Here is a 21,417-nt window from a genome sequence, read left to right as displayed (position 1 = left end):
AAAGAGTGTGTTTTTTATAAAAACCGATTATTATTAAGCAAAACTTATTGTTTAAATAATTATTGCTAACTAGCCAGAAACCTAAGGCGAGATATGAACAATGTGACTAGTGCCAAAAACGTTGAAGTCAGCCGACAAACTATCGAAAATTTACTTAACCGCAAACCTATCGCCAGTTATAAACAGGGTGAGAAAGTTAGTTTTCGTTTGGAGCGCTATGTGTGCTCGGAAATAACCGGTACAGTGCCACCGTTGAAATCGATTCTAATTGGCGTGCAATTTTCTGGGGCTCGCATTAAAACCTCGGGCATACAGGGAAATACAGACCATTCATCATCAAGTGTGGTAACAATTTTTCCCGCAGATCAAAAAACTCGCTTTGATATGCTAGGTGAAGTGGACTTTGCGTTAATGATCATTGACCCTAAACAAAACCAATTAACCGAAAAATTATATCGCATGGCAAAGTCATTGGTATCAGTGGTTATGGTTGGCGATCCTGTACTCGATGCTCTAATTCGGCAGTTGTTGCAAATATCCAGTGAGCAAAATAGTGATGATATTAATTATATTGACGCGTTAACAGAAACGGTTTTATTGCATAGTGAACGAGTGTTATCAAAACAACATACCACAGCGTTTGCATCTAACTCATTACAATTGTTTCGAATTCGCAGCACTATAGAGTATATTCAACTGAACTTAGGTAAGAATTTATCGGTCCATCATTTAGCCGATGTGCTATCAGTGAGCGAGTCTTATTTTAGACGAATTTTTACTGCCGTTACGGGTCAGTCTGTACATCAGTTTATTTTACAAACCAGGCTCAACAGAACCAGAGAACTATTGATCCACTCCAGCCTGTCGATTTGTCAAATAGCCGAATCATTGGGGTTTAGTAGTCAAAGTCATTTAACCACACAATTTGCTAAATTCTACCAAATGACACCGGCACAACTCAGAAAAAAAATGCGTTTATAGTTGATGATGTTTATGTCTACAAGATAACGATCAACGCAGCACATACAGTTATGCACCAAAGCTCAAAGAAGCATCGTAATAGCAGCGGTGTATCTTTAACTTCCATAAAATATACAATGACCATGCGCACTTTGAAAAATGAGAGCAGCAATATCGCCATCGTTATTGTCGTGTGCGAAACATGCTCTGAGCTATGGCCTAAATAAAACGATAGTAATGTCAGCGTAATTAAAACTACCCATATCAACATGCTCTGCCGAACGTTTCTGTCTGAAAATTTAGTAAAATTTATCATACTATTTAATCAAATAAATGAGCGGAAATAAGACAATCCATAATAGATCCACCATGTGCCAAATAACACCGCCACTTTCTAAATTACGAATATCGTTATCACCATGGTGATAACGACACAGCAGAAATATTAATACTCCAATAGCCACACATACGTGCAACAAATGAATGCCGGTCAACATGAAATAGTACATAAAAAAATCATTGCTAAGTAAGTTATAGCCCTGACTAATTTTTTCACTGTATTCAAAAATTTTAACAATAAAAAACAATAAGCCTGTGCTTATTGCCAACAGCAAAAACCGTGTTAGCGCTCGTTTATAACCATTTCTGGCACTATGTAGTGCGAGAACAACAAATAACGACCCGGTAAGTAATAACAACGTATTAATCACCCCAAATGATTGGTTAAGCATTGTTTGAGAGTGGGTAAACAACGTTACTTGGTCAGAACGTTGCATGGCATAGCTGACAAAAAGAGCGGTAAAAACTAACATATCACCAATGATAAACAGCCAAACACCAAGTTCTGCCGGTATTTTCTTTTTCTCATAGCTAATGCCAGCATAACCTGCAAGTTGATCAGTTTTTATTGACCGATACTGATTCATTAATTGCGTTCCGCTATTTTGTTATTTCGTATCTCACAATTTACTGACTGAATAAGAACTATTGCAGCAACAATATACCAACCAAAAAACGCAAATGCAGGGATCCAAAATGCAATTAAGCCGTTCCAAGCAAATGGTCCATGGGTGAAAAAAATCAACAACGCGCCACCATAGGCAAGTAAAGCCATCCAAAAATTAAAAAAACCAAACCAGCGAGGAAACACAGGCTGTTGGCGATTATCGTTTAATATGGAAATGCCTAATGCAATATAACTCACCGGTATTAACGATACCGGCCAAATTAGCATAATAAAGGCAAAGTCATTAAATGCTTGGGTAACATCTGCTAAACGTTCTGGCCGAAAACTTGCTACTCCCCACGCACAAACAATGATATATAAAAGTGCAGTTGTTGCGGCAGCAGATAATAAAAAGGTAATTATCAAAACTGGACTATGGTTATTCATATGGCGCATACGAGCAGCTATAGCAGCTAAAAACGGTATTAATAAGGCTAAAGCGATCATCATAATCACTAATCCTGAACGGATCATAAGACTATTCTGGCTGTATAAACTGGCAATTTCATCGGCATTTAACGACGGCGATGGCGGCGGTAGAAAACCAGCGAGAGCAACAAAGCCGAATAAAAACATGATGACAAATATCGGCCCTGTCCAGGCGCACAGTTTTAAACTATTGGTATTCATTATGAACTCCCGAGACTTTTTTTATCGTTATTTTAAGTAAGCGTTTGAGTATCACACTTGGTGATCACCGAAAACAGCAAATAGTCACTTTTTATAAAAAATACGACCTTTTTATAAAAAACAATAAAATTAAATAAACTAGGGTCAGAATCAGGTTATTAGGACCTGACTCTGCCCCTAGTATTTTATAGCTCGACTAACACAAGGACTAAACGGCTATTTAACTCTAAGTTTTTATTTTCCACTTCACCTTATTTGACTGTGAATACAAGTTCTACAAATACCTTGTTCACAAGGCAAAGGAACAAAAATATCATTCTCTTTAAGAAATTACTCCCCGGTAATATTTTTTCGATCTTCAAAAACAAAATAAACCTTTGTTTTTACACGGAATTATTAAAAATAACTTCAATAATCGTTGAATTTTTTTTTACCAACTGCTACCTTATGTACCAACCGATACATAAAATAGAAATTTAATTTATATGAATATACCAGCGTCAACAAAAGGCCAGATTCCCGATAAAGCAATGGCCGATTTGTTATTATTATCACAACGTCCTGAATTTAAAAAATTACTTGATGTGCCACAAGTTAACTGGGTGTTATTTTTCGCTTGTAGCTTTTGCTTGGCGGCATGGGCTTATGTTAGTCAGCTTTGGTTAGCTGGTGAACTTTCAGCTATTTGGCTCGTAGTATTGAGTACCTATACCTTTTTTATATTTTTACTAACAGGGCATGAAGCAGCACATTTAAGTATGGCGCGAAACCTTAAAATTAATGATTGGCTAGCTACTGTGTTAACGATTATTCCTTTCCCGCAATTGCCAATCCTACAATGGCGTCATCAGCATTTAACTCACCATCGAGACACCTGTGGCGAAGACGATCCTGACGAACGTTTATATAAAGGTTCGCTTCTGGTAAACATGTTTAAAGTTGCCACGCAAGATTTTTACTGGGCTTACTGGAGTTTTCGTCATCGGAATACAGCTACAGTAGTAACCCAATGGGCAAGTTTATCAGGCATGGCTATCTATATAAGCATTTTGGCTGTTGGCTTAAGTTCTGCCTACTGGTACGAATTTGTTATGCTGTATGTTTTGCCGCAGCGCATTGGATTTTTTGTCGCTATTTATATGTTTGCATATGTTCAGCATCCGCCAGAAAAATGTAGTGCTAAAGAGCATAATCCTTTTAAAACAACGGTCGTTATTCGTGGTTTTGATAGTGCGTTTGCCTCAGTTTATTTTGGTCAAAACCGTCATTTAATTCATCATCTTTATCCTAATATGCCAATTTACCGTAACTGGAAAGCATGGCAGTTGGGTAAGGATATTTTTGAACAGCAAGAATTAGTGAATGTTGGGATTAATTCAGAACATTTTGAAGAAATCAGCCGTCAAAATGGGCTACAAAATTCCACCAATCACCAATTCATGGATGTCACCATTAAAAGTGTAACTACGGTTGCTGACGGTATTAATCACTATAGCTTTGCTCCTGCTAAAGGAGGTGAGGATTTTCCAACCTTTAAAGCGGGTGCTCATGTAGATGTAATTATTGAGCCCGGTTTAATACGCCAATATTCCTTATGTAACGCTTCAGATCAAAAAAATCGCTATGAAATTGCCGTTCAATGCGAAAATGACGGACGCGGCGGGTCAAGAACACTACATGAGAAATTCAAGGTTGGTGATAATATAAAGATCAGTAAGCCGAGAAATTTATTCGAATTGAAAAAAGCCTCCGAAGTTATCTTATTCGCGGGCGGCATTGGCATTACACCAATGCTGGCTATGGCATGGACATTACACCGTCAGAAAATTCCTTTTCATTTACATTACTGTACTGCAAGCTCAAGTAAATGGGCGTTTAAAGATCATTGGAATGATTTACCGTTTTTAGCGAATACCTCAGTGTACTTAGATGACGATTCGAGCCATAAATTCAATGCTAAAATCGAATTAGAAGGTCATGATAATGCTGACATTTATGTATGTGGCCCAGGCGGCTTTATGGACTATATCGAAAAAACAGTGATGGATGCAGGCTTTAGCCAAGAGCAGTTTAATAAGGAAAGCTTTAAAGCTGGTGGTGAGCTTGGCGTTTCAGAAAATAAAAGCTTTACCGTCAAATTATTAAAGTCAAAGCAAGAAATTGAAGTGCACGCAGATAAATCTATTGTGCAGGCTTTAACTGAAAAGAATATTTTCATTCCTATTTCTTGTGAAAATGGCGTCTGCGGCACTTGTCGATGTAAAGTCAATGGAGAAATAGAACATCGTGATATGGTGCTAAGTGATGATGAAAAAAATCGAGTTAAGCTCTTCACGCCTTGTGTATCTCGTTCGGCAGGCGGAATGATTGAACTACCAGATTATTAATTTTAATTAGAGCACTTGCAGTAAAAACTTGCTTGTACTCCAATAAGGAGATGCTAGTAGGGTTATTTATTTGTAACATTACTACAATGTGCTCATTTAATTAATGTTGGAACGATTAAAGCATGCTATTTTAGCCCGCATAATTACCGATTTAGTAGTGAATATTATGACCAGACCAGTAAAGCAAGAACACGGCAAAGGAAACGTCGACTGGACTAAGCAACAGCTAATTAATGCTGCAGCTGAGCAATTTTCAAAACTTGGTTTTGAAGGTGCATCGCTAAGTAAAATTAGAGAAAAAGTTGACGTAAAAAATTCTACCATTGTTTATCATTTTAAATCTAAACAAGGATTATATTTAGCGGTAACAGAACATTTAGAACAAAATTTTGCCAATATGATAAATGATTTGGTTGCACAACATGAAGACGCCCCTGCCCTTGAGCGCTTTTACCAGTTTTGCCACACTCTGCAACAGTGGGGCTCAACTCAACAGTACTTTACCAGTATTGCCATTCAAGAGATGATGAACCGTGAATTACACAGTGCCAACAGCATGTTTTATCAAAACTTTGGTAAACGCCTAATGCAAACAGTTGAGTTTATCAAAGGTGATGATCAAGACGTTGTTTGGGTTGAGGTAAATTGGCAGATTTTTATCGTGAATGTGTTCTTATCAATTCTGATCGGTCAAGCCGTTTCCGTTGCAATCCCGATTGCGTTAAAAGTTTCAGAAAATGATTATAAGCATCAACATATTAATGAAGTAATACGAAGCCAATTATTGGCGCTGGTGCACGATAAACAAATAGCGGCAGAGTTTTTAGCGTTAAAACTGGCTTAAAGAAAACGGCATTAATTTCTTTAACGCCATTTCATTTGTCGTCAATAAGCAACAGGCCTAAATGTAACTAGATTATTGTAAGATCATTCGTGCATTAGTTGCTTGAATCGTACGGTTATTAGGCTCGTGTAATACGCTACTAAAAGCACTTATTTGCTGCTTTGATGCTTGAACAGCAGTTTTCATCACTAACCAACGCACACCTTCAGAACATGGCGGTGTGGTTAATGAACCATTGAAACGGTAATAATCTTTACTATCAGGTAATATTTCCATACCGTTAAATTTAGCTTTTAGTGAATGTGTATCTCCTTCATGCTTAGGCATTTGCTGCCAAGCAGGCATTAACCCTTTGCTTGCACTTCCCTCTTTAAACATAACTGCGACAACGGCTAAATTGCCACTTTTATCACTGTGCACAAAGTGCGCTTCTAGTGGGTATGATTGTCCGTTTATGTGATTTTCACTTGGCGCATGGAAATGAAACTGTAATAAATCAAATGAAATACCATCAAGTTCTATGCTACTTCCTGAATTTAAATTAACCTGTACGGTATGACCGTTATTTAAGATTTCTTTTGCCATAGCACTATAATTAAACTTAATCGGCGCTAAGTCTGCTTCAATAAAGCCAGCTAAATTAATTGGTGATTGATTATTACCTGAGCATTGATAGTTATCAGGTGAAAGTTTACCCCAATTATCGGCCCCAACTTCTCCACTATAGCCCCAATGAACATCTCCTCCTGCAACTACTGTTGAAGAAAAAACAAACGCTGTTGTTAATAATAGTTTTTTCATTTTAATACCTTTTATTTAGTTTGATAATAACTATAGGTTAAATTCAGGTTTATTTTGAAATATTCGATGTTTAAGTAAAGGACACAGAGTCTATCTGAATGAACTACATGATAGAAACGAGGATGCTAGAAACGAGAGACGAAAAGCATGGATTACCGCATTCGCGGCAATGACGAATACTAGTAGGTAAAACTGCTCTATGTGTGATTGACTGTACTACATAAGCGTCATACTCGACTCGTTCGGGTATCCATAAATTGAATCGAATGGCGAAGAGCCTAACCAACTGAACTACATGACAAAAACGAGAATAATAGGAACGAGAAATGAACAGCATGAACTGTTGAATTTTTATAGGTAATATTTTGGAAATTTAAATCAGAAATTTTATTCAGAAAACATATTGGCGGAGTGGACGGGACTCGAACCCGCGACCCCCGGCGTGACAGGCCGGTATTCTAACCAACTGAACTACCACTCCGCGCGTATGTTTGCATTGTGTAACGACATTAACTGTTTAATCAAAACTGGCGGAGTGGACGGGACTCGAACCCGCGACCCCCGGCGTGACAGGCCGGTATTCTAACCAACTGAACTACCACTCCGCAGAGATTTTGATTTGTTTATATCGTTGGCGGAGTGGACGGGACTCGAACCCGCGACCCCCGGCGTGACAGGCCGGTATTCTAACCAACTGAACTACCACTCCACTTAGGATATAAACTGATGATTTAATTAAACTGATATGTGAATCGAAAATCTTAGATATTCAATTAACGTATCTGCTTATTTGGCGGAGTGGACGGGACTCGAACCCGCGACCCCCGGCGTGACAGGCCGGTATTCTAACCAACTGAACTACCACTCCGCTACATAAGTCATCTGCAACAACATGTCGTTGAATGCGGAGCGAATAATACGGATATGAACTATACGAGTCAACTACTTTTTTGAATAAAAATGTTCGACTGCACAAATGTCATACAATAAGCACAAAAAGTTACCTTTTTTGGCTGTAATAGCCAATAAAAATGCTAGTCGACAACTGGGCCACGCCAAATGCTTTTTCCTGCTTTTCCCTCAACAATAGACATACGTTCATCATGTGCTGATAATTCATCATCAGTTGCTAATACAACGTTTAACGCTGGTCTATTTTGCTCCACCCTACGAACACCTTTTGTGTTGCCTTTACCATCACCTTCATTCAATTTAAGGTGTTTTTGATAACGGGTCATTTCAATGTAAACGTAAGCCAGTAACTGCGCATCAATTAAGGCGCCGTGATAGGTACGATCTACTAGCTTTTCAACGCGGTAATGACGGGCTAAAAAATCTAAGGTTTTTGGTGAGCCAAATTGATCACGAGATGTTTTCAATGTGTCAGTTACGGTGCATATATCAAGGGTTTTAGGTAAACCTCGACGGGTCATGGCAAATTCATGGTCCATAAAACCAACATCGAATCGTGAGTTATGGATAACCAGTTCAGCACCGCGAATAAACTCAATAAACTCATCTGCGACTTGATTAAATAGCTTTTTATCCAACAAAAACTCGTTACTTAAGCCGTGAATATTAATAACTTCTTGTTCCATGTGCATTTGCGGGTTTATATACACATGATAACTGCGCCCAGTAAACCTACGGTCGATAAGTTCAACACAGCCAATTTCAACAATTCGGTGCCCTTGCTTAGGGTCGATACCGGTTGTTTCAGTATCAAGAACTATAATACGCTCTGGTTTTTCTGTTACTTGTTGTTCGCTGCTTTGCACACTAATTAGCCTTAATACTGCTGTCGTAAATATATATAAACAAATTCTACCCTATGATGTAAATCAAAAATACCAGCTTTTGACATTCTTTAACTATGGCGTGTTAGTTTAAGCTGATAAACTTGCGCAAAACGCTTCAACATTATTAATAATGACTAAAACAATAAAACAATTAGAAATATTTACTGATGGTTCGTGTCTATACCCGTCGCCATTCAAAGTGCGGGATTTCAGTGGGAGTTAAAAGTAATTTAGGCTAGGCATTACATTTAGAGAATGGTTGTTCCATTGTTCAATTTAATAACGCGGCATAAATTACTTTTAAACCCATCGAAGAAGCGCTTGAGCAACCCCACTACTTCGTTGTACCTATTTGCAAGGGAATAACCATTACTGTATAAGTACGCCTTGTATTGGAATCGCTCAATCGCTCTGAAACCTGCATCTTGAGTGGCGACGGGTATATGCAACCCTGGTCCAGGCGGCTATGGCGCAGTTTTAAAATATCAAGGACATGTTAAAGAGCTTGCTCAAGGTTATCAATTAACCACTAATAACCGTATGGAAATGCTAGCAACAATTAAAGCGTTAGAAATATTAAAAGAACCTTGTAAGGTTACCGTAACAACCGACAGTCAATATGTAAGACAAGGCATTACTGGCTGGGTTAATAATTGGGTTAAAAATAACTGGCGTACTGCAAGCAAACAACCCGTTAAAAACGTCGATTTATGGAAAGCCCTTTACGAGCAAAACAATAGACACGATATTGACTGGCAATGGGTTAAAGGTCACTCTGGTCACCCAGACAATGAACGTTGTGACGATTTAGCCAGAACAGCCGCAGAAGGTACCGATTTACTTGCTGACACTGGCTATGTGCAATAAGTAATTAAAAGTACTTTATATTGCCCATTATTGACCTGAATAAATCAGTAAAATAGTAATAATAAACATCTAAAGCAAAAAATTTAACAACACTAGGAATTTCCATGGCGTTACAAATAGAACAGTTTTTTCATAAAGCATCTTTCACTCTTACCTACATTATTTTTGATGATATAAGTAAGGACTGTGCAATTATCGACCCAGCACTAGATTATGATGTTGTAGCAAGTAGCGTAGATACCGTGTATGCAAAACAATTAATTGCCTTTGTAAAAGATAACGACTTAACGGTTAATTATATTTTAGAAACTCACGCACATGCGGATCATATATCTTGTGCGTTTTATTTAAAACAACAGCTTGGCGGTAAAATTGCTATTGGAGGAGGTATTAAAGGCATTCAAAAAACCTTTAAAACCGTATTTAATCTAGCAAAAGATTTTAATACAGACGGCGTACAGTTTGATTTGCTATTAACTGATGGTGATAAACTGACATTAGGTAGCTTCGAAATAGATGTATTAGCTACTCCCGGCCACACACCTGACAGTGTTACTTATGTTATTGATGGTAACGCATTTATTGGTGACACTTTGTTTATGCCTGATTCAGGCTCAGCTCGTTGTGATTTCCCAGGTGGCGACGCCGCGCTTTTGTATAGCTCAATCCACAAAATTTATGAGTTAGGTGATGATACTAAATTATTTATGTGTCATGACTATCAACCAGGTGGCCGTGAATTAAAATACATAACAACCGTTGCTGAGCAGAAAGCCGAAAACATTCAAATATCGAGTGGTGTAAGTGAAACGGATTATGTACAAGTACGTGAGGCACGTGATTCTACATTAGCAAACCCTAAGCTTATCTTTCCGTCATTACAGTGTAATATTCAAGCGGGTGATATGCCTGTAGCTGATGATGATAGCCAGTATTTTTTCAAAACGCCTATTTCGGGTATTGAAAAGTTAAAGTAATAGAAGAGTAGAGAGTACCGCTCACTGTCGAGCAGGGCGATATACGCGTTATAGAGACAATAACGCGTCATCCTTGAGGAGCATAAGCGACATCAGGGACCTTATTTAGTCACAGTGAGCTGCAAAAACAGTTTTGATTCTTTCGTCATGCCCGCTCACTGTCGAGCAGGGAGATCCCGATTTTCATCGGGAAGACGGTGTATATTGGGAAGACGGCTGATAGGCGATATCCCCCCCCTACTGAGTTGCTTGTATAGCTGTTAACGCAATAGTGTAAATAATGTCGTCAACGAGTGCCCCTCTAGATAAGTCATTTACCGGTTTATTCATCCCTTGTAACATTGGCCCTATACTCACTAAATTTGCAGAGCGCTGTACTGCTTTATAGGTTGTATTACCAGTGTTTAAATCTGGGAAAATAAATACTGTAGCTTGACCTGCAACCTTAGAATCTGGTGCTTTTTTCTTCGCTACATTCTCCATCACCGCAGCATCATATTGTAATGGACCATCAATTAATAAGTCAGGTCGTTTCGTTTGGGCAATTTGAGTTGCTAACGCGACCTTTTCAACATCTTGGCCTGTGCCTGAACTACCGGTAGAGTAACTGATCATTGCCACTTTAGGTTCAATACCAAACGCTCTTGCAGAATCGGCTGATTGAATAGCAATGTCAGCGAGTTGTTCAGCATTAGGATCAGGGTTTATCGCACAATCACCATAAACAAAAACTTGATCAGGTAATAACATAAAGAACACTGATGATACTAAAGAGTTTCCTGGGGATGTTTTAATTAACTGCAATGCAGGGCGAATTGTATTGGCTGTGGTATGCACCGCACCTGACACTAAGCCATCAACTTGACCAAGCTGTAACATCATTGTGCCTAACACCACATTGTCTTTTAACTCTTCACGAGCGACAATTTCAGTTAAACCCTTATGTTCTCTAAGTTTCATCAATGGGCTTACATAGTTTTCAACAATACTTGCTGGCTCGGTAATTAATAAGCCACTGGGTAAATTAATACCTTGTTGTTCAGCAATTAATAAAATTTCCTCTTTATTGCCAAGCAACTGGCAACGGGCAATACCGCGTTCGGCACATATAGCCGCAGCTTTAATAGTGCGGATATCATTACCTTCAGGCAAAACAATAAGTTTATTGGCGCGTCTGGCCAAATCGGTAAGTTTGTGTCTAAACGCTGGTGGAGATAGCAGTTGCCCTCGAACTTTAGCATCAAGGTATTTGTCTAATAAGTCTTGGTTTAAACAATCGGCAACAAATTGCTTAACTCGGTCTTGACGTTGCATATCTTCTTCAGGTATTTCAGGGCTGAAACTTAGCAAGTGTCGTGACGTTTCCCAAGTATCCCATGGCACCGATAATACAGGCAGACCGGTTTTAAATGCTTGTTGGCACAATTCCATCACACTCTCATTAGGGACATAGCCATTAGTTAATATTAATGCTCCTACTTTGGTACCATTTAAGGCTGATAAACAGGTAGCAATAATAATGTCGGTTCTGTCCCCTGGGGTTACAATTAATCGTCCAGGTACTAAATGACTTTTTAAATTGGCCACACTGCGAGCGCAAAAACTTATGCTCCGCACCCGCCGATGTTCCATATCACCTTCATTTATAACCTTGGCATTTAAATAACTTTTAATTTCAGTAACCCTTGGAGCCACCAAATCCATTTCCCATGGCACTGCGCCAACTAAATGAAAATTGCCCTTCTTAAAAATACTCAGTTGTTGCCAAGGGGTTAAGTCTACTTCTTGTTGAAATTCAGTTTCACTAGGCAACAAACCGAATACATCTTTATCGGGTGAATTAATTTTATTAATGATGCAACCTAGAATACGACTGTTTTTAACACCACCAAAGGTTTTAGCACTCATTTCTAGCCGATCTTCGAATTGCTCAGGTTCATCATTGTCAGGGGTGGCGACAAAAATAATATCGGCCGATAACGCTTGTGCTACTTCACTGTTAATTTTTGCCGCATAAGGTTGACGTGTGGTTTGCACTAAACCTTCAATAATGATGATTTCTTTATTAATACTTTCAAAATTACCGACAATCTCTTCAAGCACCACATCAAGTAAATCATCTCCAACCTTATCTTCAACATAGCTGATGGGAATTGAACCGACATCCATATGACTAAACTCGGCGGGTGAGTTTTGATCATTGGTTAAGATATTTCGTGATGGCTGGCTGATTGGTTTAAAATAACCAACATCAATTCCCAACTGTTGTAGCTTGTGGAACAAGCCAAAAGAGGCACTAGTTAAGCCTACTTCAAAGCCAATAGGTACAAGCATAATGCGACGTGGCATGTTATTTACCTCCAGCAATTAATTGATAGGTTTGTTCAGCAATTACTTGCTCTTCATTAGTTGGTATTACCCAACAGTTTTGGCTAGTTGCGGTTGAAATCAAACCACTTTTACCAAATCTAACTTCGATATTTTGAGTCTCATCTAGTTGAATATTTAATAAGTGTAATGAATTAACAATGCGAGTACGGACTAGATCTGAATTTTCACCAATGCCCCCGGTAAAAACTAAACCATCAAAATGAGATAAGCTTGCCATATAAGAGGCTATTGTTTTAGCAATGCGATAGCAAAAAATGTCCATGGTTAAATTAGCACGTTGATCTTGCTCATTAATGATGGCTTCTTCAATAGTGCGGCAATCATTACTCATTTCTGAGATACCTAATAAACCGCTATCCTTATTTAACAAGTTTGATACTTGTTCAGGTGTGTAATTTAATTGTTCAATTAAATGAAAAATGATACCTGGGTCTAAATCACCACTGCGGGTACCCATAACTACACCCTCGAGCGGAGTTAGTCCCATAGATGTATCGACACTCTTCCCGTTATCTATTGCTGTAATACTACAGCCATTGCCTAAATGAGCAGTTATAACACTGGTTTGAGCAAATGGTTTACCTAGCAGTTTAGCGGCTTGCTTACCAACATAATAGTGGCTGGTACCATGAAAACCATAACGACGAATACCATGGTCTTTATACAAGTTATAGGGTAAGCCATATATATAGGCTTTAGTTGGCATACTTTGATGAAAAGCTGTATCGAATACGGCTACTTGCGGTAAATGTGGGAATGCTTGTTGCGCTGCATTTACGCCAATTAAATTTACAGGATTATGTAATGGTGCCAATTTTGAGAGTTTTTTAATCGAGTACTTAACCACATCGTCTATTAATGTTGGTGTCGAGTATTCTTCTCCACCATGAACTAAACGATGTCCTACAGCAGATAAACAATCAACTAAATCATGTTGGCGTAAAAATTCAACAATAAAATTAACCGCTACTTGATGATCAAAAGGTACGGCAAGTGGCGTGCTTTCTTTATTGCCTTGATAATTAATTTTAATAAAACCATGTTTTGATAATAAACGCTCAGCAACGCCTGCGGCTAAGATGTTACCAGAAGTGGGTTCAATAAGAGAAAATTTCAGAGAAGAACTACCGCAATTAATTACTAATACTGCATTTTTAATCATGTTGTTAGCCAATAGATTTAACAATAGTGAATAGTATAGTGTTAAATGGCGAATAGAGTTGATTTAATTCAATAAAAACAAATTAGTTTACATTTTTTTAACGGTATAAATTACCAATAACTCAATTATTTTAAGGAATTTAATAATTTAGCCAAATAGCTAATTTTGATGTTAGAAAGCTGACGGTAATCAAAATATGGGCAAACAACAATTTTAGATTTTTTATTTATAGCAAACTCTGCATTTAGCCATAAAAGATCGGTGCTGAACTGATTGTTATTAATTAATGAACTGGCAAAGGTTCTGCCCATAATTATATGAATTGCATCTTTTGAACCTTGTTTAATATACTTTTGAAAACCTGCCTGATTAAAAATTAATGCTTGTTCACTACTTTTTTGGAGAAGTTGTTGATCTCGCAACTTCTGCCAAGAACTAAAATTATTAGGATTTAATTCAAAACAAAGCTTTGCATACACATTAAATATTTTTCGCCAATGATTACCAGTCAAGCGCCCTATTTCTAAAATTTCACCTTCTTGTACCGGCTCAATTGTTGCGAGTTGTTGGTATTGCTCTAGTGGTGGTCGCTTATCAATATACACTTTTAACTTGGCATGTTGATGCCCAAGGCCCGCACTTGGCTGCAATGCATTATCCATTCATCATACTATCTAATTGAGATATCTTTTCTGTAGGTTAGCAGTTTATGTTTAAAAATTGTATTTTATGAAATCAATATTCAAAAACAGGGCTCTGTATAAAAACTCAGTAAAAGTTCTTGCATTACATAAGATTTACATATACTGTTGTTTTATACAGTAGTTATATGGATTAGCTGGAGCTAGCAAATGAACAAGTCAATCACTATAAAAAACAGCAACTTAAATGCAAACATAGGGTTAAACCAATCATGGTTTAAAATTAAACATGTAGATAATGAGCAATTTTTCAGCAATGACTTAGCTGAAGTGTGTGCTAAAAACCAACAACAAAAACGTTGGATTTTATGTGTCGATAGTGATGAATCAAGTTTGCAAACTCTTGCTGACACTGTAGATAAATCTAAAATTTTACGTGTTAATGGCCAACATCAACCTATAGCGTTTGATAAAATAGCCCGTACTTTGTTAAAAGGAAATTGTTCAACAGTTATCCTTTGTGATCATGACTTTAGCGAGCGTCAATTAATGATGCTACAGAGTTGTGCCAAACAAGGTAATACCGAATGCATTGTAGTAAATAAGAAACAGAACCAATTACATTAATTTAGTTAAGTAGCCTGCATTAGAGTTAAATACCACCAATTTTGGTAAAGAGCACAAAACAATACCAATCTATACTAATGATTGATATAAAACTCCAGTTGTTCCACCAGCGTCCTGTTTTGTATTCTTTACCGCTTTTTGATCTGCTATAGTGACAAACAAATATACTTTTAATTTAGTGAACACTTTGACTGAACTTTGCCCTTGCGGCTCTGATAAATCATTCTCACTTTGCTGTGAAAACCATATCAACCAAACTCAATTACCTTTAACTGCTGAACAGTTAATGCGTTCACGTTATAGCGCCTATGTACTGAAAAATTCGAAATATATTGCACAAACCTATGCATCTATTAAGCAAGCTGAAAATAGCATTGACGACATTAAAGAATGGGCTGAGCAAACAACTTGGTTATCATTAGAAGTCGTGTCTACAGATTACTCTGATAATAGATATCATTTCGTTGAGTTTGTTGCTAAATATCTGGTAGAAAATGAAGTTTGGCAAATGCATGAAAAATCGAGATTTGTCCAAGAACAAGAAACGTGGCGTTATTTAGATGGTGATGTACGCGCTCATAAGTTAATTAAAAAAGTATCTAGAAATGAAGACTGCCCATGCCTAAGTAAAAGAAAATTCAAACGCTGTTGTATGAGAAATTAGTTTCGAATACGTAGCTTCGCTACTTCGGATACGCTAGCGCTTCGAATACGTTGCACTACGATAACTACTTCGAGATTCGCAGTGCAACGTATTCGTGATTCGGAACTAATCAGAATTGGTTAACCCGTTATATGGTCAACAGGCCAAGAAAGAATAAATTTTGCACCGCCAAGATCACTATTTTCTACAGTTGCGCTGCCATTGTGCCAAAGCATAACTTTACTCACTATGGCTAAGCCTAAGCCAAAACCTCCAGTGTCTTTACCTCGGCTTTTATCGTATCTTGAAAATGCATCGAAGATTATTTCTTTAAAATCATCATCAATACCTGGTCCATTATCTTCAACAATTAGTGAGCATTGCTGGCCATCACTCAATAACGAAACTTGTAATTTTCCTTGCCCATACTTGACTGCATTGGTTAATAAGTTGCTAAATGCCCGGTTAATAAAATGAGCGTCGTATTCAGCCATCACACAATCTTGTTCACAAATAAAGTTAATATCAAAATCATTACTGGCAAAACTTGCTACTTGAAAATCAACTAACTGTTTAACATCACTATTGGTGAAATTTATGTTGGGCTGTTCACTTTCAAATGCTGCATAGACCAATAGTTCATTAACTAATGATTCGAGCTCTTCTACGTCAGTAGTAATTTTATCGATATATTTTTCACGAGTTTCATCATCTTTAGCACCACGTAACACTTGTAATGCAAATTTACTGCGCGCTAAAGGCGTTCGTAATTCATGAGATACTGCGTTGGTTAATTCTTTATGAGCTTCAATTAAATTGTTGATCCTTGATGCCATCATATTAAATGTGTTCATCATAGGTTGAACTAAAACAGAGTCAGCTCGATCAACTTTTATTTTAAAATCACCATAACCAAAATCTTTTGCCGATTTGGCAAGCTTATCTAAATCTTTTGAAATAGGCCAAACCCAGAAAAATATCACCACACCTAATAACAAGACACTTATAACCCGTATAAGGGCAGCATCTCTTGGTCTTGTGGGAGATTGTACAGGACCTAAAATTAATACTTTGTTTTGATTAGCTATAGGGTGAAATAAGGTTATATAATTATCGTCGTAATAAACGGTAACTCGTTCATCTTTCACATACTGAAGATCTGGTAATAGCTTTTCTATACTATCATCAGACACAATTTGAATTGGTAAATCATAGCGCTTATTGGCAGATTCAACTCTCCCTTGCCAATCGGCTACAGGAAAGCTTACGAGTCTGTCAGATAATGCGATAAGGACGGTTTTATAGCCTGTATATGACTCAACATCTTGCTGTACATTCATGCTCCAAAATTCGTCTAATAACCAACTTAAAGCACCAAAACACGCAACAATTAAAAAATACAGGCTAAAAAAGGAGCGACCTAGATTCATTACTTATTCCCAAGCATCTGGTACGAATAAGTAACCTTGTCCCCAAATAGTTTTGATTCTAAACGGCGTTTCGTTGCTATCGTGCAATTTTTTACGTAAACGAGAAATACGTACATCAACGCTTCGGTCCATCCCGTCATATTCGCGACCAACCACTGCTTTGTAGATATAATCACGGTTTTGCACTTCACCTGCACGTGTTGCTAACAACCATAACAGATCAAATTCTTGGCTAGTTAATTCAATATTCTCACCAGCAAGTGTAACTTGACGTGAGTTACGGTTTACATGCAAACCACCACAAGTAATTTCAGCTTTTTCACTGCCGCCTTTTGGTAATTGACCGCGACGTAGAAGCGCATTAATACGAGCAAGTAATACACGTGGTTCAACTGGTTTGGCAACATAATCGTCGGCGCCAATTTCTAAGCCAAGTACTTGATCAAAATCGGTACTTTTTGCTGTTAACATTAGAATTGGATTGCTAAATGCAGGACGAAGATCACGACATACTGTAAAACCATCTTTACCCGGTAACATTACGTCTAATACAATTAAATCTGGTGAAAAATTTTCTACTGTTTTAGAAACCGTATCACCTCTGAATTCTTGCTTAACGTGAAAACCTTCACTAACAAGAAAGTCTTTAATCAAATCAGATAACTGACGATCATCTTCAACCAATAGTATTTTTTTCAAACTCGGTTTATTTTCTGACATTAAATATCGCTCCATTTATTAACAACGAACTTATTCTTTTTGTAATCGTTTAGTAGAAAAGTTCTCTTCTCGTACATCTGCTTATAGTTATAACAAAATAATTTGACAGTTAATAATGTTATTTTACAAAGCCCTTCACATTAAATTTACATCTTAAACCCATATATAACAATAACTTAATTGCATTATTTAACGTTTTTTTTACGTTTTCTGATAACAAATCAATACCCCTGTTTACAATCGAATTACAAAGGTAACCGTAAGTGGCTAAAAATACGCCTTCACAGTGAATAAAATTTGTTCTTGGTTACATTTTAGTTAATTGATTTATAAAGACTAAATTAAAAAGTGATTTTTTTTGTTTTTTTTCTGTATCACTGCAATTTTCAAGGTTAGAATACTGTCAAATAATAGCTACAAAGCCTACTATGACTGAACAACAAGCAAAAAAATCTTTATACACTCTACTCCTAATTGTTTTGCTAAGTTGTGCCGGCATTGCCTTGCCATATCCTATTTTAGCGCCTTTATTCCTAAATGAAGTAAATAGCTTCACTAATTTTGCCGGTATCGAGCCTAAATTATTGCTTGGTTTTTTATTAGCGGTTTATCCACTTGGATTATTGATCGGTAGTTCTTTTATTGGCGCAGCTTCAGATATTTATGGTAGACGAAAAGTGTTAGTCATCACTTTAATTTTTAGCGCTGTTGGATATTTACTGTCAGTTTGGGCTTTATTGAGTGAAAACTATTTATTATTTGCCCTTACTCGTTTTATTACCGGCATTAGCGAAGGAAACATTGCCATAGCTAAAGCAATTGCTATTGACCTATCTCCACCGTTGGATAAAACTCGGAATTATTCATTAGTTAGTGCGACTACCTATGCAGGTTGGTTATTAGGACCAGTTGTCGGCGGACTGTTACAACCCCATGGTGCCTATCTAGCTTTTTTAGTTGCAGCCGTTGCTATGTTATTTGCCATTGTTGTTGTGTACTTCTATTTAGGAGAGAGTAACCGTAGTAAAATGTGTCAGGAACATGCTCATTTGTCGATTCGACGAGTACTTTATCAAAATAACTCATTTACCTTATTAAAGCATAAACCAATTAGGCGTCTATTTTACGTATTCTTATTTTCAACCCTAGCCACTAATGCATATTATGAGTTTTACCCATTGTGGTTAGTTGAGAGTTTTAATTTTTCGGGGCCGAATATAGGCTTTATAACGGCTATATTAACCACAGCGATGATCATAAGTAGCATTTATCTGTTGCCTATTGTTAAAGCGAAATATGGCTTAGTTAAAGCTTCTAAAATTTCAATGTTGTGCTTTGCCTTGATGATGTTTGCCCATGCACTTTTAACAGAGACGAGTAGTTGGTTTGCCTATGTATTTATTGGTGTAGCAATTGCCATTTATAATGCCATGCTACCTATTTTTGCCTCAGAGCAGTTTTCAGATGTTAGCCAAGGAAAATTAATGGGACTGATCACTACAACATTCAGTTTATCAAACGTGCTTATGGCAATAATCGGCAGTATTATTTCATTATACGGCAGCGTTTATTCTATTATGTTTGGTGGTTTTCTTATGCTCATTGCTATTTCAATTTTGCATTTCATCGAGATTAATGAAAACTCAGAGCCACCTAAATAAAATCCATCGTTCGCCCTAAACGACATACAAGCCTAGGCTAAATTCTGTTAGCATAGGTTATTATTTAAAATAAAATTAAAGACTTATTTAATGAAAACAATCTCATTTAACATAAACGGCCTTCGCGCACGTTTGCATCAATTACAAGCTATTATCGATAAACATCAACCAGATATTATTGGTCTACAAGAAATTAAAGTTCATGATGAAGCTTTCCCTTTAGCAGACGTAGAAGCTATGGGCTACCACGTGTATTTTCACGGTCAAAAAGCCCATTACGGCGTAGCCATGCTTTGTAAAAAAGAACCTGTTTCAGTACAAAAAGGCTTCCCAACTGATAATGAAGATATGCAAAAGCGTATGATTATGGTGAAAACCACTAATGACAAAGGTGAAGAAGTTACAGTATTAAATGGTTACTTTCCGCAAGGTGATAACATTTCTCATGAAACTAAATATCCATATAAACGTCAATTTTATAAAGACTTAATGGGTTATTTAAATGATAACCACACTCCCGATGAAAATATTATTGTGATGGGAGATATCAATATATCGCCAATTGATTTAGATATTGGTATTGGTGAACCAAATCAGAAGCGCTGGTTAAAAACCGGGAAATGTAGTTTTCAGCCTGAAGAGCGAGAATGGTTATCTACCCTATTAAACTGGGGCTTTAAAGATACCTTTAGAGAGCTACACCCAGACACAACCGAAAAATACTCTTGGTTTGACTATCGTTCTCGTGGCTTTGATGATAACCGAGGTCTGCGTATTGATGTGGTATTGGCCACTCATGAACTTGCCGCAACGTGTATTGAATCTGATATTGATTATGAACTGCGTGGCATTGAAAAGCCGTCTGATCACGCTCCTATTTGGTCAACATTTAAATAATTGATGATGAAAACTAGCCAATACATTTGCCCTATTTGCCAGCAAGCTTTAACTCTTAATAATAAGAGTTTTAGCTGTACTAATAATCACAGTTTTGATCAAGCCAAAGAAGGCTACGTAAACTTATTGCCTGTGCAACATAAGCACTCAAAGGATCCTGGTGATAACAAAGAAATGGTTAATGCTCGTCGATCCTTTTTAGAATCCGGTTTTTATCAACCATTGCAAGATCGTTTGGTTGAGCTCAAAAACCGCTATGCTGTTGCAGGAAATATTCTAGACGCGGGGTGTGGTGAAGGCTATTACACTAATGCCCACGAATCTGAACAACATCAAGTATACGGTGTAGATATTGCCAAGAATGCCGTTAAAATTGCCGCAAAAAAATATAAACAGTGTCATTTTAGTGTTGGCTCAATTGCGCAACTACCGTTTGCAGACGAATTTTTTGATTGGCTATTCTCTATTTATGCGCCAATTAAAACCGAAGAATTCAGTCGTTTACTAAAAAATGAAGGTTACTTACTTACGGTCACACCCGGTGAAAAGCATTTGTGGGAATTAAAACAAATGATTTATCAAACACCTAAATATCATAATATTGATAAACAGCAACTTGATGGTTTTGAACTTGTTGCTGAAGAAAATATTAATTATCAAATGAATTTTGAACGTGGGGAACAAGCGTTAACATTATTGGCAATGACTCCTTTTGCATTTAAATCATCAGAGCAACTTGTTACCGCACTTAGACAAGCGATAAACTTTACCTGTCAGGTAGATTTCATGGTGCGGATTTATAAAAAGGCATAGGAGATCCTGAAATAAATTCAGGAGGTCATAAGAATAGAACTTGGTAGTAGTTCAGGAAGTTGACGCTTGTATTTCTTAGAGGAGTAATGAGTGGCTCTGCCACAATGTTATTCCCTGAATTTATTTCAGGGTCTAAAGTTTAGGAATGGATATACCAATTT

The 21,417-nt window shown here is 37.3% G+C and carries 20 protein-coding genes and 4 tRNA genes; 10 read left to right on the top strand and 14 right to left on the bottom strand.

From position 1 onward, the window contains the following. Positions 1–93: 93 nt before the first annotated feature. Positions 94–981: a helix-turn-helix domain-containing protein gene (locus RGQ13_RS07345; protein WP_348392903.1), complete on the top strand. Its 888-nt coding sequence runs from the start codon at positions 94–96 to the stop codon at positions 979–981. Positions 982–997: 16 nt separating this feature from the next. Here RGQ13_RS07345 and RGQ13_RS20140 read toward each other — a convergent pair whose 3' ends face one another. The 3 genes from RGQ13_RS20140 to RGQ13_RS07335 are packed head-to-tail and all read right to left on the bottom strand — an operon-like array spanning position 998 to position 2,596. Then, entirely contained in the window at positions 998–1,231 is a 234-nt protein-coding gene (locus tag RGQ13_RS20140; RefSeq protein ID WP_405054177.1) for a cytochrome C oxidase subunit IV family protein, read from the bottom strand. Positions 1,232–1,277: 46 nt separating this feature from the next. Continuing rightward, positions 1,278–1,886 carry a cytochrome c oxidase subunit 3 gene (locus RGQ13_RS07340; RefSeq protein WP_348392902.1) on the bottom strand — a complete coding sequence of 203 codons (609 nt, stop codon included), beginning with the start codon at positions 1,884–1,886 and terminating at the stop codon, positions 1,278–1,280. Beyond that, a complete protein-coding gene (locus tag RGQ13_RS07335) occupies positions 1,886–2,596 on the bottom strand; it encodes a hypothetical protein (RefSeq protein WP_348392901.1) in 711 nt (236 codons plus the stop codon). The genes RGQ13_RS07340 and RGQ13_RS07335 overlap by 1 nt, the downstream gene beginning before the upstream one ends. 485 nt (positions 2,597–3,081) lie before the next feature. On the opposite strand from RGQ13_RS07335, the gene RGQ13_RS07330 reads away from it, so the two are divergent. Further along, a complete protein-coding gene (locus RGQ13_RS07330; RefSeq protein ID WP_348392900.1) occupies positions 3,082–4,983 on the top strand; it encodes a fatty acid desaturase in 1,902 nt (633 codons plus the stop codon). Positions 4,984–5,149: 166 nt separating this feature from the next. Beyond that, positions 5,150–5,827, top strand: coding sequence for a TetR/AcrR family transcriptional regulator (locus RGQ13_RS07325; protein ID WP_348392899.1), 678 nt, complete (start codon positions 5,150–5,152; stop codon positions 5,825–5,827). A 72-nt stretch (positions 5,828–5,899) separates the two neighbouring features. On the opposite strand, the gene RGQ13_RS07320 is transcribed toward RGQ13_RS07325, so the two are convergent. From RGQ13_RS07320 to dnaQ, 6 genes are all read right to left on the bottom strand, one after another. Beyond that, entirely contained in the window at positions 5,900–6,628 is a 729-nt protein-coding gene (locus tag RGQ13_RS07320) for a carbonic anhydrase (RefSeq protein WP_348392898.1), read from the bottom strand. 404 nt (positions 6,629–7,032) lie between these two features. Then, positions 7,033–7,109, bottom strand: a tRNA-Asp gene (locus RGQ13_RS07315). Positions 7,110–7,156: 47 nt separating this feature from the next. Then, a tRNA-Asp gene (locus tag RGQ13_RS07310) sits at positions 7,157–7,233 on the bottom strand. 27 nt (positions 7,234–7,260) lie between these two features. Beyond that, positions 7,261–7,337: transfer RNA gene (locus tag RGQ13_RS07305), tRNA-Asp, on the bottom strand. Between the two features lie 82 nt (positions 7,338–7,419). Then, positions 7,420–7,496: transfer RNA gene (locus RGQ13_RS07300), tRNA-Asp, on the bottom strand. A gap of 166 nt (positions 7,497–7,662) precedes the next feature. Then, positions 7,663–8,406: a DNA polymerase III subunit epsilon gene (dnaQ, locus tag RGQ13_RS07295; RefSeq protein ID WP_348392897.1), complete on the bottom strand. Its 744-nt coding sequence runs from the start codon at positions 8,404–8,406 to the stop codon at positions 7,663–7,665. A 450-nt stretch (positions 8,407–8,856) separates the two neighbouring features. On the opposite strand from dnaQ, the gene rnhA reads away from it, so the two are divergent. Then, positions 8,857–9,294 carry a ribonuclease HI gene (rnhA, locus tag RGQ13_RS07290; protein ID WP_348392896.1) on the top strand — a complete coding sequence of 146 codons (438 nt, stop codon included), beginning with the start codon at positions 8,857–8,859 and terminating at the stop codon, positions 9,292–9,294. 104 nt (positions 9,295–9,398) lie between these two features. Then, positions 9,399–10,271 carry an MBL fold metallo-hydrolase gene (locus tag RGQ13_RS07285; protein WP_348392895.1) on the top strand — a complete coding sequence of 291 codons (873 nt, stop codon included), beginning with the start codon at positions 9,399–9,401 and terminating at the stop codon, positions 10,269–10,271. A 237-nt stretch (positions 10,272–10,508) separates the two neighbouring features. On the opposite strand, the gene pta is transcribed toward RGQ13_RS07285, so the two are convergent. The 3 genes from pta to RGQ13_RS07270 all read right to left on the bottom strand — a co-directional run bounded on the left by pta (position 10,509) and on the right by RGQ13_RS07270 (position 14,486). Next, positions 10,509–12,620: a phosphate acetyltransferase gene (pta, locus tag RGQ13_RS07280; RefSeq protein WP_348392894.1), complete on the bottom strand. Its 2,112-nt coding sequence runs from the start codon at positions 12,618–12,620 to the stop codon at positions 10,509–10,511. Position 12,621: 1 nt separating this feature from the next. Next, positions 12,622–13,824, bottom strand: coding sequence for an acetate kinase (locus RGQ13_RS07275; protein ID WP_348392893.1), 1,203 nt, complete (start codon positions 13,822–13,824; stop codon positions 12,622–12,624). A 125-nt stretch (positions 13,825–13,949) separates the two neighbouring features. Continuing rightward, a complete protein-coding gene (locus RGQ13_RS07270; protein WP_348392892.1) occupies positions 13,950–14,486 on the bottom strand; it encodes a DUF6942 family protein in 537 nt (178 codons plus the stop codon). 189 nt (positions 14,487–14,675) lie between these two features. Here RGQ13_RS07270 and RGQ13_RS07265 point away from each other — a divergent pair, with 189 nt between their 5' ends. Beyond that, positions 14,676–15,092 (top strand): hypothetical protein, encoded by a 417-nt coding sequence (locus RGQ13_RS07265; protein ID WP_348392891.1) that lies wholly within the window; start codon positions 14,676–14,678, stop codon positions 15,090–15,092. 187 nt (positions 15,093–15,279) lie between these two features. Next, positions 15,280–15,756, top strand: coding sequence for a YchJ family protein (locus RGQ13_RS07260; protein ID WP_348392890.1), 477 nt, complete (start codon positions 15,280–15,282; stop codon positions 15,754–15,756). A gap of 119 nt (positions 15,757–15,875) precedes the next feature. Here RGQ13_RS07260 and RGQ13_RS07255 read toward each other — a convergent pair whose 3' ends face one another. Both RGQ13_RS07255 and RGQ13_RS07250 read right to left on the bottom strand, forming a co-directional pair. Beyond that, a complete protein-coding gene (locus RGQ13_RS07255) occupies positions 15,876–17,165 on the bottom strand; it encodes an ATP-binding protein (protein WP_348392889.1) in 1,290 nt (429 codons plus the stop codon). Between the two features lie 3 nt (positions 17,166–17,168). Further along, positions 17,169–17,864, bottom strand: a complete 696-nt coding sequence (locus tag RGQ13_RS07250) for a winged helix-turn-helix domain-containing protein (protein WP_348393388.1) — start codon at positions 17,862–17,864, stop codon at positions 17,169–17,171. 449 nt (positions 17,865–18,313) lie between these two features. On the opposite strand from RGQ13_RS07250, the gene RGQ13_RS07245 reads away from it, so the two are divergent. The 3 genes from RGQ13_RS07245 (at position 18,314) to rlmA (ending at position 21,256) form a co-directional block, all read left to right on the top strand. Further along, positions 18,314–19,546 (top strand): MFS transporter, encoded by a 1,233-nt coding sequence (locus RGQ13_RS07245; RefSeq protein WP_348392888.1) that lies wholly within the window; start codon positions 18,314–18,316, stop codon positions 19,544–19,546. Between the two features lie 90 nt (positions 19,547–19,636). Further along, positions 19,637–20,443 carry an exodeoxyribonuclease III gene (xthA, locus tag RGQ13_RS07240; RefSeq protein ID WP_348392887.1) on the top strand — a complete coding sequence of 269 codons (807 nt, stop codon included), beginning with the start codon at positions 19,637–19,639 and terminating at the stop codon, positions 20,441–20,443. A gap of 3 nt (positions 20,444–20,446) precedes the next feature. Beyond that, complete coding sequence (gene rlmA, locus RGQ13_RS07235) at positions 20,447–21,256, top strand: 23S rRNA (guanine(745)-N(1))-methyltransferase (protein WP_348392886.1); 810 nt, start codon at positions 20,447–20,449, stop codon at positions 21,254–21,256. Positions 21,257–21,417 lie beyond the last annotated feature (161 nt).

This window comes from Thalassotalea psychrophila (assembly GCF_031583595.1).
Classification (GTDB): domain Bacteria; phylum Pseudomonadota; class Gammaproteobacteria; order Enterobacterales; family Alteromonadaceae; genus Thalassotalea_A; species Thalassotalea_A psychrophila.
Note: the sequence above shows the minus strand (reverse complement) of the source record. Positions and strands in the feature narration are given on the sequence as shown.

Bases quoted from the DNA above. Each gene is read 5' to 3' on its own strand.
- RGQ13_RS07345 (WP_348392903.1), top strand. From the start codon at position 94: ATGAACAATGTGACTAGTGCCAAAAACGTTGAAGTCAGCCGACAAACT.
- RGQ13_RS20140 (WP_405054177.1), bottom strand. From the start codon at position 1,231: ATGTTGATATGGGTAGTTTTAATTACGCTGACATTACTATCGTTTTAT.
- RGQ13_RS07340 (WP_348392902.1), bottom strand. From the start codon at position 1,886: ATGAATCAGTATCGGTCAATAAAAACTGATCAACTTGCAGGTTATGCT.
- RGQ13_RS07335 (WP_348392901.1), bottom strand. From the start codon at position 2,596: ATGAATACCAATAGTTTAAAACTGTGCGCCTGGACAGGGCCGATATTT.
- RGQ13_RS07330 (WP_348392900.1), top strand. From the start codon at position 3,082: ATGAATATACCAGCGTCAACAAAAGGCCAGATTCCCGATAAAGCAATG.
- RGQ13_RS07325 (WP_348392899.1), top strand. From the start codon at position 5,150: ATGACCAGACCAGTAAAGCAAGAACACGGCAAAGGAAACGTCGACTGG.
- RGQ13_RS07320 (WP_348392898.1), bottom strand. From the start codon at position 6,628: ATGAAAAAACTATTATTAACAACAGCGTTTGTTTTTTCTTCAACAGTA.
- RGQ13_RS07285 (WP_348392895.1), top strand. From the start codon at position 9,399: ATGGCGTTACAAATAGAACAGTTTTTTCATAAAGCATCTTTCACTCTT.
- pta (WP_348392894.1), bottom strand. From the start codon at position 12,620: ATGCCACGTCGCATTATGCTTGTACCTATTGGCTTTGAAGTAGGCTTA.
- RGQ13_RS07275 (WP_348392893.1), bottom strand. From the start codon at position 13,824: ATGATTAAAAATGCAGTATTAGTAATTAATTGCGGTAGTTCTTCTCTG.
- RGQ13_RS07270 (WP_348392892.1), bottom strand. From the start codon at position 14,486: ATGGATAATGCATTGCAGCCAAGTGCGGGCCTTGGGCATCAACATGCC.
- RGQ13_RS07265 (WP_348392891.1), top strand. From the start codon at position 14,676: ATGAACAAGTCAATCACTATAAAAAACAGCAACTTAAATGCAAACATA.
- RGQ13_RS07255 (WP_348392889.1), bottom strand. From the start codon at position 17,165: ATGAATCTAGGTCGCTCCTTTTTTAGCCTGTATTTTTTAATTGTTGCG.
- RGQ13_RS07245 (WP_348392888.1), top strand. From the start codon at position 18,314: ATGACTGAACAACAAGCAAAAAAATCTTTATACACTCTACTCCTAATT.
- xthA (WP_348392887.1), top strand. From the start codon at position 19,637: ATGAAAACAATCTCATTTAACATAAACGGCCTTCGCGCACGTTTGCAT.
- rlmA (WP_348392886.1), top strand. From the start codon at position 20,447: ATGATGAAAACTAGCCAATACATTTGCCCTATTTGCCAGCAAGCTTTA.